This is a genomic window from Streptomyces sp. JJ66, assembly GCF_019303495.1.
In the GTDB taxonomy this organism is placed as follows: Bacteria; Actinomycetota; Actinomycetes; order Streptomycetales; family Streptomycetaceae; genus Streptomyces.
On the sequence record NZ_JAEVFI010000023.1, the window covers coordinates 61,845 to 76,147 of the forward strand.

16 protein-coding genes and 1 pseudogene are annotated in these 14,303 nt (G+C 71.3%); 8 read left to right on the forward strand and 9 right to left on the reverse strand.

Annotated elements, in window-relative coordinates; genetic code table 11:
• Positions 1-39: 39 nt before the first annotated feature.
• From JJV70_RS16915 to JJV70_RS16930, 4 genes are all read right to left on the reverse strand, one after another.
• Positions 40-963 (reverse strand): 1,4-dihydroxy-6-naphthoate synthase, encoded by a 924-nt coding sequence (locus tag JJV70_RS16915; RefSeq protein WP_219048828.1) that lies wholly within the window; start codon positions 961-963, stop codon positions 40-42.
• Entirely contained in the window at positions 960-1,751 is a 792-nt protein-coding gene (locus JJV70_RS16920) for a futalosine hydrolase (RefSeq protein ID WP_219048829.1), read from the reverse strand. The genes JJV70_RS16915 and JJV70_RS16920 overlap by 4 nt, the downstream gene beginning before the upstream one ends.
• Positions 1,752-1,758: 7 nt before the next feature.
• Positions 1,759-2,265: a DUF2771 domain-containing protein gene (locus JJV70_RS16925; protein WP_219048830.1), complete on the reverse strand. Its 507-nt coding sequence runs from the start codon at positions 2,263-2,265 to the stop codon at positions 1,759-1,761.
• Between the two features lie 81 nt (positions 2,266-2,346).
• The gene (locus JJV70_RS16930) at positions 2,347-3,690 is read right to left on the reverse strand and encodes an MFS transporter (protein ID WP_219048831.1); all 1,344 of its coding nucleotides are present in this window, start codon (positions 3,688-3,690) and stop codon (positions 2,347-2,349) included.
• Between the two features lie 537 nt (positions 3,691-4,227).
• Here JJV70_RS16930 and JJV70_RS16935 point away from each other — a divergent pair.
• Positions 4,228-5,064, forward strand: coding sequence for a DUF3027 domain-containing protein (locus tag JJV70_RS16935; protein ID WP_219048850.1), 837 nt, complete (start codon positions 4,228-4,230; stop codon positions 5,062-5,064).
• 163 nt (positions 5,065-5,227) lie between these two features.
• On the opposite strand, the gene JJV70_RS16940 is transcribed toward JJV70_RS16935, so the two are convergent.
• The 4 genes from JJV70_RS16940 to JJV70_RS16955 form a co-directional block, all read right to left on the reverse strand.
• Positions 5,228-5,542, reverse strand: a complete 315-nt coding sequence (locus JJV70_RS16940; protein ID WP_219048832.1) for a DUF6087 family protein — start codon at positions 5,540-5,542, stop codon at positions 5,228-5,230.
• A gap of 53 nt (positions 5,543-5,595) precedes the next feature.
• Entirely contained in the window at positions 5,596-6,780 is a 1,185-nt protein-coding gene (locus tag JJV70_RS16945) for a methyltransferase (RefSeq protein WP_308294859.1), read from the reverse strand.
• Between the two features lie 293 nt (positions 6,781-7,073).
• Positions 7,074-7,313 carry a hypothetical protein gene (locus JJV70_RS16950; protein WP_219048833.1) on the reverse strand — a complete coding sequence of 80 codons (240 nt, stop codon included), beginning with the start codon at positions 7,311-7,313 and terminating at the stop codon, positions 7,074-7,076.
• A 154-nt stretch (positions 7,314-7,467) separates the two neighbouring features.
• A complete protein-coding gene (locus tag JJV70_RS16955) occupies positions 7,468-7,962 on the reverse strand; it encodes an ATP-binding protein (RefSeq protein WP_308294860.1) in 495 nt (164 codons plus the stop codon).
• 571 nt (positions 7,963-8,533) lie between these two features.
• Here JJV70_RS16955 and JJV70_RS16960 point away from each other — a divergent pair.
• The 7 genes and pseudogenes from JJV70_RS16960 to JJV70_RS16985 all read left to right on the forward strand — a co-directional run bounded on the left by JJV70_RS16960 (position 8,534) and on the right by JJV70_RS16985 (position 13,935).
• Positions 8,534-9,628 carry a Tat pathway signal protein gene (locus JJV70_RS16960; protein ID WP_308294861.1) on the forward strand — a complete coding sequence of 365 codons (1,095 nt, stop codon included), beginning with the start codon at positions 8,534-8,536 and terminating at the stop codon, positions 9,626-9,628.
• Between the two features lie 32 nt (positions 9,629-9,660).
• The gene (locus JJV70_RS16965; RefSeq protein WP_219048834.1) at positions 9,661-10,152 is read left to right on the forward strand and encodes an SAM-dependent methyltransferase; all 492 of its coding nucleotides are present in this window, start codon (positions 9,661-9,663) and stop codon (positions 10,150-10,152) included.
• Positions 10,153-10,370: 218 nt separating this feature from the next.
• Positions 10,371-10,469, forward strand: a pseudogene (locus JJV70_RS22875) (GntR family transcriptional regulator); the annotation flags it as partial.
• A 105-nt stretch (positions 10,470-10,574) separates the two neighbouring features.
• On the forward strand, positions 10,575-11,159 hold the full coding sequence (locus tag JJV70_RS16970; RefSeq protein WP_219048835.1) for a hypothetical protein: 585 nt from the start codon (positions 10,575-10,577) through the stop codon (positions 11,157-11,159).
• A gap of 106 nt (positions 11,160-11,265) precedes the next feature.
• A complete protein-coding gene (locus JJV70_RS16975; protein ID WP_219048836.1) occupies positions 11,266-12,309 on the forward strand; it encodes a glycosyltransferase family 4 protein in 1,044 nt (347 codons plus the stop codon).
• Between the two features lie 52 nt (positions 12,310-12,361).
• Positions 12,362-13,243: a radical SAM protein gene (locus JJV70_RS16980; RefSeq protein WP_219048837.1), complete on the forward strand. Its 882-nt coding sequence runs from the start codon at positions 12,362-12,364 to the stop codon at positions 13,241-13,243.
• Positions 13,240-13,935 (forward strand): PIG-L deacetylase family protein, encoded by a 696-nt coding sequence (locus JJV70_RS16985; protein ID WP_219048838.1) that lies wholly within the window; start codon positions 13,240-13,242, stop codon positions 13,933-13,935. Before JJV70_RS16980 ends, JJV70_RS16985 begins: the two co-directional genes overlap by 4 nt.
• On the opposite strand, the gene JJV70_RS16990 is transcribed toward JJV70_RS16985, so the two are convergent.
• A partial coding sequence (locus tag JJV70_RS16990; protein ID WP_257574082.1) for a His/Gly/Thr/Pro-type tRNA ligase C-terminal domain-containing protein occupies positions 13,919-14,303 on the reverse strand: 385 nt, incomplete at its 5' end. The two genes, JJV70_RS16985 and JJV70_RS16990, sit on opposite strands and share 17 nt — an antisense overlap.

Below are 14,303 nucleotides of genomic sequence, written 5' to 3' on the forward strand. Positions count from 1 at the left end.
AGCTCTTAAGGCCCGGGCCGTCTGCCCGGCCGCCGACCGCTACTCCGGCAGCCGCAGCGCGCCGGGCGGCAGCGCCGGGACGAGCCCCTCGGCCGCCGCCCGCGTCAGCAGTCCCCGGACGGCCGCGTACCCGGCGTCGCCCAGGTCGGCGGTGAACTCGTTGACGTACAGCCCGATGTGCTGGTCAGCGACGGCCGGGTCCATCTCCTGCGCGTGCTCCAGCACGTACGCGCGGGAGGCGGCCGGATCGTCCCAGGCCATCCGCACCGAGGCCCGGGCCGCGTCCGCCAGTTCCGCCAGCCGCGCCGCGCCCAGCGAGCGGCGGGCGATGATGGCGCCGAGCGGGATGGGCAGGCCGGTGGTGCGCTCCCAGTGCTCGCCCAGGTCGGCGAGCTGGTGCAGCCCGTACGCGGGGTAGGTGAAGCGCGCCTCGTGGATGACCAGGCCCGCGTCCACCGTGCCGTCGCGCACGGCGGGCATGATCGCGTGGAACGGCAGCACCACGATTTCGCCCACGCCGCCGGGCACCGCCTCGGCGGCCCACAGCCGGAACAACAGGTACGCGGTGGAGCGCTCGCTGGGCACCGCGACCGTCCGCCCGCTCAGCGACGCCGCCTGGCCCGGCTCCCGGGTCAGCACCAGCGGGCCGCAGCCCCGCCCCAGCGCCCCCCCGCAGGGCAGCAGCGCGAACTCATCCAGCACGTAGGGGAGCTGGGCGTAAGAGACCTTCAGGACGTCGTACGGGCAGTCGGCGCCGCGCTCGGCGAGTCCGTTGGTGACGTCGATGTCGGCGAACGTCACGTCAAGCGGCGGCGCACCGGGCACCAGGCCGTGCGCCCAGGCGTGGAAGACGAACGTGTCGTTGGGGCACGGCGAGTAGGCGATCGCCAGCGGCGGCGCGGTGTGCTGTGTTCTCGGCGGCCTCGGTGGCCTCGGCGTACGCGGCGTTCTCGGGGTGCTCATCCCAGACCCTCCAGTACGGGTGTCGCGGCGCGGAACGCCTCCGTCAGCGCGGCCAGTGCCTCCGGGACACGCCAGGCGTCGCGGTCGCGCGGGCCGACGGCGTTGGAGATCGTGCGCAGCTCGAACGCCGGGACGCCGTACCCGGCGGCGGCCTCCGCCACCCCGAAACCCTCCATCGCCTCGGCGACGGCGCCCGGGTGACGCCGGACCAGCTCGGCGGCGCCCACGGCGGTGCCGGTGACGGTGGACAGCGTCAGCACCGGCCCGAGCGCGCCGCCGGTCGCCTCCGCCAGCGCCCGCGCGGCATCGGCGGGCGGACGGTGCGCGTCGGTGCCGAAACCCAGCCGTGTCACCGAGAGGAAGCCGTCGGCCGTCCGCACGCCCAGGTCGGCGGCGACGATCGCGGACGCGACCACCGCGCGGCCCAGCGGGACGCCGAAGCCGCCGCCGATCCCGGCGGAGACCACCGCACGGTAGGGCAGGCCCGCCAGTTCGGCGGCGGTCAGCGCCACGGCGGTCCCGGCCGCGGCCGCCGCCGGGCCCACACCAGCGGCCAGCACGTCCAGCCCACGGCTCTCCGGCGCGCCGCCGCCCGATCCGCTGCGGCGCGATCCGCCGCCGTCCGATCCGCTGCGGCCCGATCCGCCGCCGTCCGGCCGGTGACCGCCCAGCCGCACCCGGTGCAGCTCACCGCGTCCGGGCAGCTCCACCAGCTCGGCGGGCGCCCCGGACGCGCGGGTCACCGCGTCCCGCTCCGGCGGAACGGCGGTGACGACCAGAACCGGCACGCGGCGCTTACTTCACCTTCAGCTTGTACTGCCAGACGCCGTAGCTGCCCGCCTGCGGGTCGTTGATCGACCCGGCCTCGACGATCGCCAGGTTCAGCTCCTCCGGCGGCTCTCCCGTCATCTGCCCGAGGGCGTTGAGCAGGGGGCGGATCTCGATGGTCTCGTAGGTGGAGTCCTTGAAGTCCAGGATCGGCTGCTGGCCCTCCAGCCACACCTGCCAGCCGCGCTCAGCGGTCTCCGGCTCCACGCCCATGCCCAGGGTCGAGCCCTGGTCAACGGTGATCGTCGGAACCTCGCCGCCGCCTTCCTGAAGGCACCGGCCGAGGTCCTCGTCGCCGAGCTTCTTGCCGTCGTTGTAACAGGCGGCCTCGGTGTGAACGCTGTCCGAGCCGACGGTCAGCGTCGTCATGGGAGTCGGCTTCTCACACGCGGACAGCGCGACGAGCGCGAGGCAGGCGGCGCCCGCGGTCACGGCGGTCCGGGTGTGACGGCCCCGGGAGAGCATGCTGGTCATGGTGGGCAGGCTATCGCCCCGGCCCGCCCGGGCGACGCGGGGGTGCGGCGTGCCGTGGCACGGGGCGCGGCGGGTTACGCCTCAGGCCACGCGGGCATGCGGCGTCCCGCGCCGGGCGGACGCCAGCAGCCCGCGCAGCGTCAGTACCGCCCCGACGGCGACCACGCCCGCGCCGACGGCCATGCCCAGCGTCCCCACCAGCGGCAGCACCAGGCCCACCGCGCCCCCGGCCACCCAGGACATCTGCACCAGCGTCTCGGACCGCGCGAAGGCGGAAGTGCGCACCTCCTCGGGCACGTCGCGCTGGATCAGCGCGTCCAGCGACAGCTTCGCCAGCGCCTGGCAGACGCCCGCGCACGCGGCCACCGCCGTCACCGTCGCCGTCTCGTAGCGCACGGCGGCCACCACCGTCGCGGCCAGCGCCAGCACCAGCACGGCGGCGATGATCACCTCGGGGCCGCGCGCCTTCAGCCACGCCCCGAGCGTCGTGCCCAGCGCGTTGCCCCCGCCCGCCGCCACCGCCACCAGGCCGAGCGAGACCGCCGCGTCGAACCCGCCGAGCGGATGCTCGCGCAGCAAGAACGCCAGGAAGAAGGTGAGGAAGCCCGACAGCCCGCGCACCGCCGAGTTCGCGATCAGCGCGTTCAGCACCGAGGCGCCGACCGTGCGCAGCCCCGGCCGCCGCGCCGCGCGCTCCTCGTGCCCGGGGCTGTGCTTGACCACCCACGGCTCCGGCTCACCCCCGGCCGCCGCCAGCCGCGCCTTGTGCTCACCCTTCGCCGAGTCCACGTGGTGCGGCAGCGTGAACGCCAGGAACAGGCCGACGATGAACATTGCGAACGCCCCGTACAGCGGCCACTGCGGCCCGAGCTGGTGCAGGCCCGCCCCCACCGGGGCCGCCGCGCCGGTGGCCAGCAGCCCCGCCAGCGTCACCCGCGAGTGCGCCTTGACCAGCGAGACACGCGGCGGCAACAGCCGTGGCACCACCGCCGAGCGCACGATGTTGTACGCCTTGGACGCCACCAGCACGCCCAGCGCCGCCGGATACAGCTCCAGACCGCCGCCGGCCACCGCGCCGGACAGCGCCAGCGCCAGCAGCGCGCGGGCCAGCATCGCCCCGGCCATCGCCGCGCGGCGCCCGTGCGGGATACGGTCCAGCAGCGGGCCGATGATGGGCGCGAGCAGGATGAACGGCGCCAGCGTCACCGCCAGGTACAGCGCCACCCGGCCGCGCGCCTCACCGGTGGGGACGGAGAAGAAGACGGTGGAGGCCAGCGCGACGGTGATGAGCATGTCGCCCGCCGAGTTGATCATGTGCAGCTCGGCGAGCTTGCCGAGCCCCGACTCACCCGCGCCCTGCGCGTGCGTGGCCTTGCGGATGCCCCGGCCCAGCGCGGCCGGCGGCCGGTGCACGGCCCGCCCCATCCCGCGTGCGACCCGCCCGAGCACGCCACCGCGCCGTGGCCGCCTGCTCCCCGCGCCCCCGGCGCCGTCCGGCCCACCCACGCGGTCCGGCGCACCTGCGCGGTCCGGCGCACCTGCGCCATCCGGGATACCTACACCGCTTGGAGTACCTACGCCGTCCGGGACGCCGGTTGCCCCCGCGCCGCGTGTCCTGCCGGAGCCGACTCCGCCGCGCCAGCCGCCACCGTAGGGCCGGGTGTCGGTGAGCCTCGCGTCCCCCACCTCGTCAGTCGCCTCGTCAGTCACCTCGTCAGTGTGCCCCAGGAAACAGGCGTTGAACGGGAGCTGAGGTGGGGCGGGGCAGGGTGGGCGCGACACGGCCGTGGGGTAGCGTGGGAGCACAGTGCGCCCCGTACGGCATTGTCCTTTGGCGCGTCGCCCGCGTGGGACGTCGCAGCGGTCCACCGGTCCGCTCCGTTCCCCACGGTGCACGCCCGGCTCCTGTCGTGCGCGCAGGCGTGCCCTGCCAAGGAAGAGACGATTGTTGTGAGTGCTGCGATGCGAAGCCGTACCCCAGACCGGCTGTGCGCCGAGGCAGTGGAGCTCGCCCGGGACGCCGCGGTGGAGGCCGCCCGCCCCGGCACCGTCGGCGATTACCTGGGCGCCGTCGCCGACGCCGACCGGGTCGTCACCCACCTCTTCGAGTGCCAGGAGCCCGGCTACCGGGGCTGGCGCTGGGCCGTCACCGTCGCCCGCGCCTCCCGCGCCCGCGTCGTCACCCTCGACGAGACGGTGCTGCTGCCCGGCCCCGACGCCGTCCTCGCCCCGCAGTGGCTGCCCTGGAGCGAGCGCCTGCGCCCCGGCGACCTCGGCACCGGCGACCTGCTGCCCACCGAGTCCGACGACCCACGGCTGGAACCCGGCTTCTCCGGCGAGGACACGCCGCCGCCGAACTCCGCCGTCACCGACGACGACCCCACCGTCCCCCGCCCCGCCGAGATCGTCTCCTTCGCCGACGAGCTGGGCATGGGCCGCGCCCGCGTCCTGTCCCGCCACGGACTGCACCTGGCCGCCGAGCGCTGGGAGGACCACTTCGGCCCGCGCACCCCGATGGCCCAGGCCGCCCCCGCCTCCTGCCAGACGTGCGGCTTCCTCGTCCCCCTCGCCGGTTCGCTGAAGCAGGCGTTCGGTGTCTGCGCCAACGAGTACGCCCCGGCCGACGGCCACGTCGTCTCCTTCGGCTACGGCTGCGGCGGCCACTCCGAGGCAGCGGTCATGCCCAAGCCCCCCAAGCCCCCGAAACCGGTCATCGACGAAACCAGGGCCGACGCGATGCCCCTGCACGACGCGCCCCCCGAGCCCGAGGCCCCCGCCCCCACCGAACCCAGCGCCTAACGCCCGCCGGGGCAGTGACGCGCCCGGCGGCGGCACCCGTCCAGCGTGCCGCCGACCGACCACCACGAACCGTGCCGGCCGACCACCACGAACACGGCACCGAGGTCGCCGCCGGAGTGCTTGGCGGCGTCGGCACCTCCGACGCGCGGGGCTGAAGCGGTGGTCAGTCGCGGTCTGGCCCGGGGGCTGGGGGTTTGCGGTGCTTGCCCCGGCCGGGGCGCAGGGGCTGGGCGGCTAGGTCGGCCTCGGCCTGGGCTTCGTCGGCGTCCGGGTAGAGGATCGCCTGCGCCTCGGTGAGGCTGGCGGCGAGCGTGTGGAGTTCCCAGGTGTAGCCGTTCCACCGCTCGATCACGCGCGGCGCGGCCGGGCTCACGTGCGCGCCTCGCGGCCCTGTGGCGGAGACCACGGGCACGGCGCGGAGCCGGCCGATCCTCTGGTCCCGGCGGTGCGCCCAGTCCTTCAGCGGTTCGTCGTGCATTGGTGCTTCCTCGCGTCGGTGGGGTGGAGGCCGCCTCGTCGTACGGCGTCCCGTCATCCGCGCCGGGGAACGCGGTGTTGGGGCTCGCCCAGCCAGGGGGTGTGGCGGCCGTCGGGGGTGACGCTCATCCCGAAGTCTCCGGGGCCGGGACGTCCCGCATCCTTCCACCACCGCCAGGCCGCTTCCACCTCGCGCCACAGCCGGCGCGGGCCGTGCTGCCAGACGGTGAACCGGGCCGGCCCCGCCGTTCCGTCGTCATCGACGGCGGCCCAGGACGCGGCGTCCGTGGTCGCCACCCACAGCCGCGACGCCACGCCCGCCACGTCCGGCTCGTGGTGCCAGGCCCACCACACGTCCGGGAGCTGGAGCCCGAGGGCGAACCGCGCCGCCCAGTCCTCCCGCGTCACCGCCCACGGCGACAGGCCCGTCGTGGACTCCTCGGGCCGGTGGGCGTCGCGCACCACGTCCCTAAAGACGCGCAGGTCGGTCCGCTGACTCCGCATGAGCATGAACGCCGCGTACGGGTGGAAGCGGCCGGACGCGGAGCCGTCCGCGTGTGCGGTGAGCCGCAGGAGTCCGAAGCAGAGCCACGGCGTCTCCCAGGGCACGAGGACGACGCCACCGGGGCGCACGCCGCGCACCCAGCGGCCCGGCACCCGCCGCACCGAGCAGGTGGCCACGATCCGGTCCAGCGGCCCGTCCACCACCTCAGCGCCGTCACCGGTGACGACCCGTGGGCTCACCCCGACGGAGTGCAGACAGGCCCGCGCCCGTGCGGCAAGGCCCGCGTCCACCTCCACGGAGGTAACGAGCGAGGGACCCAGCCGGTGCGCCAGCAAACCGGCGTTCCACCCGGTCCCCGTGCCGACCTCCAGCACCCGTTCCCCGCCCTCCAGCGCCAGCATCTCCAGCATCCGGAACACGATCTCCGGCGCCGACGCGGAACTTGACGCCCACCTTTCCCCGTGCGGCCCGGGTTCCTTGCCGTCGTTGACCTGCGTGACGACGGGAGCGTCCGCGTAGGCGGCCCGCAGCCACGCCTCCGGAGCCTCGCGCCGGTCACACGGCGTCAACTCCTCACCGAGCCACACCGTGTCGGGCAGGAACGCGTGCCGGGGCACCCCGTGGAACGCCGCCTCCCACTCCGCCGCAGGCGGCCGCCCGAGTGCGGCGGTCAGCTCGCTGAGCAACCCACGCGCGGCGGCCCACTCAGCGGCTCCGTTGTCGATAGCCCTCACCTGGCGTCTACTTCCCCTTGTGCTTCGGCTCGCCCTTGGGCCCCTTGGTGTCCGACGACGGCTTCGCCGTTCCCGGGTCCTTCCCACCCGCGTGCTTCCCGCCACCCCCGCTGCCGCCCTTACCCGTGCCCCAGCCCATACCTGACTCCTCTCCTTGCGTGCCGCCCGTCACCGGGGCGATGTCCTTACTGGTGTGTCGCGGACTGGTGTGTCGCGTCGCCGCCGTCCGCCGGAGCGCGCGGCAACGCGGTGCGACCCTGACCCTGCGGTCGCCATGGGTGTGCTGCATGGCTCTACGCCGGTCCCCTGGGCCACGCGCGCCAGGGGCGGGTGAGCGTTTCCGTGTACGTGTGGTGGCTCGGGTTGGCCCCGGCGTGGCGGAGCTGCCAGTCCTGTACGGCGCCGAAGTCCACACCGGTAGGCGAGGTGGCGCCACACACGTCGCACGCCATGCGGTGGGTGAGGGGCGCGGCGTCCGGCTCCCGGTCCGGCTCGCTCACCCACACCAGGTAGCGGAACACGGCCCGCCTCACCACCCAGCTCCGCCCGGCCCCGGCGCGTGCCGCCCCCGCCCGGGCACGTCGCCCCCCGGCCCCGGGCGCAACGCCAACTCCCCGCTACGGTCCAGCCGGAGGTCACGGTGGGCCACGATCCGCGCCCGGATCGTCCGCACGACGCGCCCGCCCCTCACCGCAGCCTCCCGGCGCCCAGCGGACACCGGAACCACACGGCCTTACCGCCCCCGACCCGGGTGTAGCCGAACCCGGTGACCATCTCCCGCAGCAGCCACAGCCCCCGCCCGCGCTCGGCGTCCCAATCCGGCTCGCTGACCACCGGCGGCAGCGGCGACCGGTCGTAGACGGTCACCACCACATCGGTGCCACTCCCCTCCACCTCGACACGACACCGCGCGTCAGCCACATGCCGCACGACATTGCTCAACAGCTCCGACACCCCGAGCCGCACCACCCCAACGGCCTCCGCATCCCCACCCAACGCTCGCACGGCCTCCGCAGCCTGCCTCCGCCACCAGGCGATGCCCCGCGCCGTCACGTCCAGCTCCCAGGCACACCCCTCCGGTTCCTCCCCTGTGCGGCCGACCGACCCCACGCGAGTCAACTCCCCGCTCACCGAGCCCCCCTCCCCCCACCGGACGTCTGCCCCCTCCGCGCATCCGGGCACTCGGCCACGTGCCGCCGCCGCAACACCCGACAGTCCACCGCCCGCGAGTAATCCCCCCGCCCTCTCGCCTCCTCCTCAGCCCGCCGCCACTGTGCGCATTCCTGACAGTCGTCCATTTCGCTTCTCCGGTCCGCCCTCGTCTAGTTCACCTCCCACGCAGCGTGGGAGTGGATACGCTTAGCGAACACCGCATGACTGCGTGTGGGTACCGGAGTCACCGTGCCGACGTGGTGAAAGCGGTGAAAGATCATCAGGTGAAGGGAGTCGCGCTGTGGCGCCAATGCCCGGCCGCAACGACAAACTTGAGGCTCGCCTGGCTGAGGCTGGCTGGTCACACGCGCAACTTGCTACCGCCGTCGTGCGTGTCGCCCGCGAGAACAACATGTCTGATCTCATAGGGGTGGGGCGCTCACACGTGTCTCACTGGGTCAGAGGGACCAAGCCGTCCGGAGCAGCACCGCGAGTGCTCTGTGAGGTCTTCTCACGTCGCCTGAATCGTTCGGTTGTTCTCGCTGATCTCGGGTTTGGATCTGATGCCCTGCACGCAGTGAGCACGGCTCCACTCTGGGAGGTGGATACGCTGGCCGCCCTGGCCGAACTGGGAAGGGCGGACGCTGACGTGGATCGCAGGCACCTCTTGGAGAGCGCGACCTACTCAGTCGCCAGTCTCGCACTCCCTGGGCTGGCGTGGTGGCAAAAGCAAGCGGAGCTGCCACGCTCGGCTGACGCGACGCCGCGACGCGTCGGACGCGGAGAGTTGGACGCCGCCCGGGAGATGATTCAGCTGCTCTCGCGCGTGGATCAGCGACGAGGAGGCGGACACGGCCGCAGCGCCGTGGTGGGATATCTGGCAACAGACGTTGCCAGATATCTTCACGGCACGTTTGTCAACGAAAGTGTGCGCCGCGGGATGTACTCGGCCGCCGGTGAACTGGCATATCTCGCAGGTTGGATGGCCTTCGACAACGGCCAGCATGGGATAGCCCAGCGTTACCTGACACTTGGCGTGAAGTTTGCCGCTGAATCATCTGACGGTCCGCTAGCAGGACACATTCTCCGGGCGCTCGCCCACCAAGCCGTTGATCTGGGTCACCCCCGCCAGGCCCGCCACCTGGCCACTGCGTCGGTGGATGGCGACCGGTATGCCCACGCAAGTCCCCGGGAACGCTCTCTGCTGGGAATCGTCCACGCACGGGCACAGGTCGTGTGCGGGGACCGGGCCGCCGCCGTCGCTACCCTGCTGCGCGCGGAGGACGACTTGGCTGCCGCATGCCCAGGCGACGAAGAGCCCGCGCGAGTCTTCTTCTTTGGCGAAGCCTCACTCGCGCATCAGACCGCTTGTGCGCTACGGGACCTCGGCGACCTGGAAGGCGCCGAGAAGCAGTTTCGTCGCAGCGTTCGTACGCGGAAAGCGGCGACGTTCACGCGAACACATGCAGTAACCCTCGGCTACCTCGGCGATGTGCAGGCCCGGCAGGGAAACGTGGAAGAAGCGTGCGTGACCTGGCACCGCGCGCTCGACGCGATGGAGGGAGTGCGTTCGGGCAGGACCCGCCAGGTCGTGGTGGACATGCGCCGCACGCTGTCTCCCTACCGGGGACGCGGCGTTCGCCTAGCGCAGGAACTTGACGGGCGAGCGGCCTTGCACCTGGCAAGTGCACAGTGACCGGACCACAACGTCGAACATCGGAGCAAGCTATGAGCCGCGAGACGTACACCGTTGAAGCGTTGGCCCACGTTGTCGGAGGGCGCAGGGAGCCTACTGACGACTACTGGGGCGGTACGCGGGCCATCATCCGGATCGACGATCCCCGGTACACGGCTGACGCGACGAAGGGGCTGGCCGACTTCTCGCACCTTGAAGTCGTCTTCCGCTTCCACCTCACCGATCCGGCCGACCTGCACCTGGGCGCGCGGCGCCCGCGTGACCATCCGGCCTGGCCCGAGGTGGGAACCTTTGGGCACCGCAACATGCGCCGACTGAACTGGCTCGGGGTCTCCCGCTGCCGTCTGATCACGGTGGACGGACTCGACCTGCATGTGGAGGACCTGGACGCGGTAGACGGAACTCCGGTACTGGACATCAAGCCCTGGTTCGCCGAGATGGGTCCGCGCGGTCCGCAGCGCCAGCCCTCCTGGCCGGGGGAGATGCTCACCGACTACTACGCCCCGCACCGCGACACCACCTGACCGGTAGCCCTCCTCCGCGCGGGCAGAAGAACTCAGCTCCTGCCGCGTAAACGGCGCGGGCTTCGTTTGCGCGAACTGCCGGAGCGGCCCGAGGCCCCAGGCTTCCACGCCCCACCGACGCATGTCACCAGGAGTGGTAGCCGTCCGTTCCCACCCGACCGATCCGAATTCCCCGCCGCCGCAGTGGCTTCGCTACGAGATGAGGAGGACCGACTGACGTGCCCAGCCCCGAGGAAGGTGCCGTGGACAAGCGTCCGCTCCACGAGCGCATCGCTGCGGACTTGCGGAACGAGATCATGGGCGGTGACCTTGCGCCGGTACGAACATGCCGTCCTCGTAGCGCCTGAAAGAGCGTTCCGCGCGTCGATCGCCACCATCCCGTAGACAGCTGCGCCTCCACGCATCGATCGATTGGAGACACCGTGCCCGATGTCGCCCTGACACCCTTCCCACCCGACCCGCCACCCGGCTACCGGCAGCTCAGTTTTCTCGGCGGCCCCAGCCGCTTCGTCCCTGAGAAGACCTGCCGGGGCTGCTTCATGAACCAGGCCGAAAACGACTTACCTGACATCCTTGCCCCCGTCTTCGACGACGGCGTCATCACCGTCAGGCAGGACGCCGAGTGGGCCGTGCCCGGGTTCATGGTCGTCGCCGTCCGTCCGCACATCGGCGCTCTGGACGAAATGGATCTGCCACTGGTGGAGCGGATCGGCCGGGTGACGCACTTCGTACGCCGGGCCATGCGCGAGCGCCTGGGCCTGGCTGCGGTGCAGACGTACCAGGAGGAGAAGATCGACCGGCCGCACTTCCACGTGTGGATGCTCCCCCTGTGGCCGGACACCATGGCGGCGCACGACATCAACCCCAGGATCTACGAGTCGAACATCGCCCAGTACCTCACCCTCTTCCCTTTCGCCTCCAACGAAAGCGCGATTCGCAGGTGCGCGGACGAGGTGCGCGGCTTCCTCGCCGAGGTTCCCCACCTGCGTGAGGGCACAACCGTCTGACGGCGCAGGTTCTACACCTGCGCCCAGACCTGTTTGGGTCCACGCCATCCATCCCAACCGATTCGCTCAGCAGGCGCGTTGTGTATGTTTCGGAAGGAGCCCCAGCATGCGTATCGCACACGTGGCCCCCTTATGGGAGAGCGTTCCGCCCAGAGGCTACGGAGCTGTCGAGAGCTTGGTCGCGGAACTCGCTGCGATTCAGGTACTTGATGGGCACGACGTCACGGTATTCGCCTCCGGTGACTCCGAAGTGGCAGGCAGCCTCCACAGCGTCAGTGCGGCGGCGTTGTACGCGGACCCGCGTATCCGCGAACCTGAGATCTACCGCATGATGCAGTTGCTCGAAGTACGTGACCGGGCAGAAGAGTTCGACGTCATTCACTCGCACGTGCACTCCAACACCGGGTGTCTGGCCATCCCAACCCTGCATGGCCTGGGTACGCCCGTGGTGCACACCGTGCACTGCTTCTTCAACGAGGACAACGCGCAGCTCTTCCGCCGCTTCGCTGCCGAGCGGTACGTGGCGATCAGTGATGATCAGCGGTCCCGGCTGCCAGAACTCAACTACCTCGACACGGTTCGCCACGGAATCGCTGTGGAGGCGTTCCCCTTCGACGCGGAGCCGAGCGGCCGGAGCCCGTACCTGGCCTTCCTCGGCAGAATCAGGCCCGAGAAGGGTGTCCATGCCGCGATTGAGGCGGCGCGACTCGCAGGGTTTCCGCTGAAGATTGCGGGTCGGATCAAGCCGGTTGACCAGGACTACTTCGAGCGACAGGTCCGGCCGCATGTGGACGGAGAACACGTGTCTTTCCTGGGAGAACTCGACTTTCCTGGCAAGACGGCCCTGCTCTCCAGCGCAGCCGCCACGCTCATGACCTCGCTCGTCCCTGAGCCATTCGGCATGGTCCCCATCGAGTCGATGGCTTGCGGAACCCCGGTGATGTCCTTGCGCACCGGCGCAGCTGCCGAGCTCATCCGGGACGGCGTCACCGGCCTCCTGGCCGACAGTGTTCAAGAGCTGGCTGCGGCCATCCGTCGCTTCCCGACGATCGACCGCGCCTCCTGCCGCCGACACGTGACTTCCGAGTTCTCGATCCGACGGATGGCGGACGGCTATGCAGCCGCCTACCGAACGGCCACACACGGCTGATCCAGCCAGCGCGCAACTTCGTATCTCTCTCCCGCAACCCATGTGAGGCATCATGCGCAGCGTCATTCTCAGCGCGGGCAAGAGTTGCTTCGTGGCCTGCCCGGGCTGCTACAACTACTTCGGCCGCACGGTCCTCGACACCTCTCAGGTAGTGCGCTTCGCCGCCGCCTTACGCGAGCGGTTCGCCCTGGAGAAGATCACGGTCGGGGGCGGTGACCCACTCACCCGGCCGGACATCGTCCGGCTTCTCCGGGGCCTGCACAGCCTGGGCCTCAGGATTTACCTGGACACGGTGGGCACCGCCTTCCTAGGCGCGGCCCGAATCCGTTTCATGGGCACTGGAACGGCCGAGCACGTACCGGCCGACCACGTGGCCGCCGTTACGGATCTGATCGGCATACCTCTCGACGGCAGCACGGACGCCGTACAAGAGCAGTTTCGCCGTCATGCGACCGTCGCCTCTCAACTGGCGGTCCTCTCCCTCCTGGACGGGGTCGGCGCCCGCCTCTGCGTCAACACAGTCGTGCACGCCGGCAACACCGAGGACATCGCGGCCATCGCCAAGCTGCTCCGCAGGTACACCGCTATCCGGGAGTGGCAGCTCTTCCAGTTCATGCCGATCGGACCACTGGGCCACCGGAACCGCGAGCGCTTCCTCATCAGCGACGCTGACTTCGAGCGGGCCGCCACCACCGCCCGGGAGTCCGCGCCCGGACACGTCCGGGTCGCCGCCAAGAGCACAAGCGGTCGCAAGCATCGCTACCTGCTGATCGACTCCGCCGGGCTTATCTGGACGCCCGAACAGTCGCAAGCCACCGCCTGGCAGAGCGAGGATGGCAATGATCGGCGGCAGCTGATCGGCAACATCAGCGACGGGGACATCATGGAACGCCTGGCCACAGAGGAGACCGCCGTCACGGAGTGCGCGGCATGACCCCCGCTGACCTGCTCGTTGTCGTCGCCCACCCCGACGACGAAAGCCTGCACTGTGGTGGGCTCCTTCACCGGGCTGCCCTGAGTGGGGGCGTCGCCGTCACCGTGACCCTTACGCGCGGTGGGGCGGGCAGGACGCTCGGTATGTGCACCGTGGAGGAGCTGCCCGCCGTGCGTGAGCAGGAACTACGGCGCGCCGCCGAGGTGCTGGGAGTTGAGTGCGCGGAAGTGCATGACCTACCAGACGGCGGCTTGGCCGACCACGAGCCGGAAGGGGCAGCGTTTGTGCTGGACGCGTTGCGCCGCTGGACGCCCCGCCGTGTGGTGACCTTCCCACCCAACGGGCTGAACGGCCACCCAGACCACCGCGCCGCACACCACATCGCCCTCACCGCACTCGAACGGTACGGCGTCACCCCAGACGTGTTGCTGGTGACGAGCACGGCGCCCTACACCGAGGGGGACCGTCCCGGCTTCCTTGCACCGAGCCAGGTTGAGAAGTTGCGGCTGCCTGCAACCGTACAGATGCCGGTGGGCGACAGCCTGGAGGCGAAGCTGCGCGCTATGGGTCATTACGAGACCCAGGCGCGCAGCGTCGCGAAGATCCTTCGCTGCTACCCGGAGACGCTCCTCACCGAGGCGTTTCACCGGATGCGCAGCAGACGGCCGCTGCATCTCACGCGGCGGCCGTGACCAGTTTCCGGACGTGTTCCACTGCCTCGGTCATCGGCACGGACTGGGTCTCGCCCGTGGCCCGGGTGGTGACCTCCACCGTGCCGTCGGCCAGGCCGCGGGCGCCCACCGTGATCCGGTAGGGGATGCCGATCAGTTCGACGTCCCGGAATTTCACGCCAGGCCGTTCGTCGCGGTCGTCCAGGAGGACGTCGAGTCGCTCGCCTTGAAGCTGCCGGTAGAGCGTTTCGGCGGCTTCGGCCACCTTCTCGTCCTTGGTGCCGAGGACGACGACGGCCGCCTCGAACGGGGCGACCGCGACGGGCCAGACGATGCCCTTCTCGTCGTGGTGGGTCTCCACCACGGAGGCGAGCGCCCGCTCCACGCCG

Coding starts and splice junctions, on each gene's coding strand:
- JJV70_RS16915 (WP_219048828.1), bottom strand. CDS start 963: ATGAGCACCCCGAGAACGCCGCGTACGCCGAGGCCACCGAGGCCGCCG.
- JJV70_RS16925 (WP_219048830.1), bottom strand. CDS start 2,265: ATGACCAGCATGCTCTCCCGGGGCCGTCACACCCGGACCGCCGTGACC.
- JJV70_RS16930 (WP_219048831.1), bottom strand. CDS start 3,690: ATGGGGCGGGCCGTGCACCGGCCGCCGGCCGCGCTGGGCCGGGGCATC.
- JJV70_RS16935 (WP_219048850.1), top strand. CDS start 4,228: ATGCGAAGCCGTACCCCAGACCGGCTGTGCGCCGAGGCAGTGGAGCTC.
- JJV70_RS16940 (WP_219048832.1), bottom strand. CDS start 5,542: ATGCACGACGAACCGCTGAAGGACTGGGCGCACCGCCGGGACCAGAGG.
- JJV70_RS16965 (WP_219048834.1), top strand. CDS start 9,661: ATGAGCCGCGAGACGTACACCGTTGAAGCGTTGGCCCACGTTGTCGGA.
- JJV70_RS16975 (WP_219048836.1), top strand. CDS start 11,266: ATGCGTATCGCACACGTGGCCCCCTTATGGGAGAGCGTTCCGCCCAGA.
- JJV70_RS16980 (WP_219048837.1), top strand. CDS start 12,362: ATGCGCAGCGTCATTCTCAGCGCGGGCAAGAGTTGCTTCGTGGCCTGC.
- JJV70_RS16985 (WP_219048838.1), top strand. CDS start 13,240: ATGACCCCCGCTGACCTGCTCGTTGTCGTCGCCCACCCCGACGACGAA.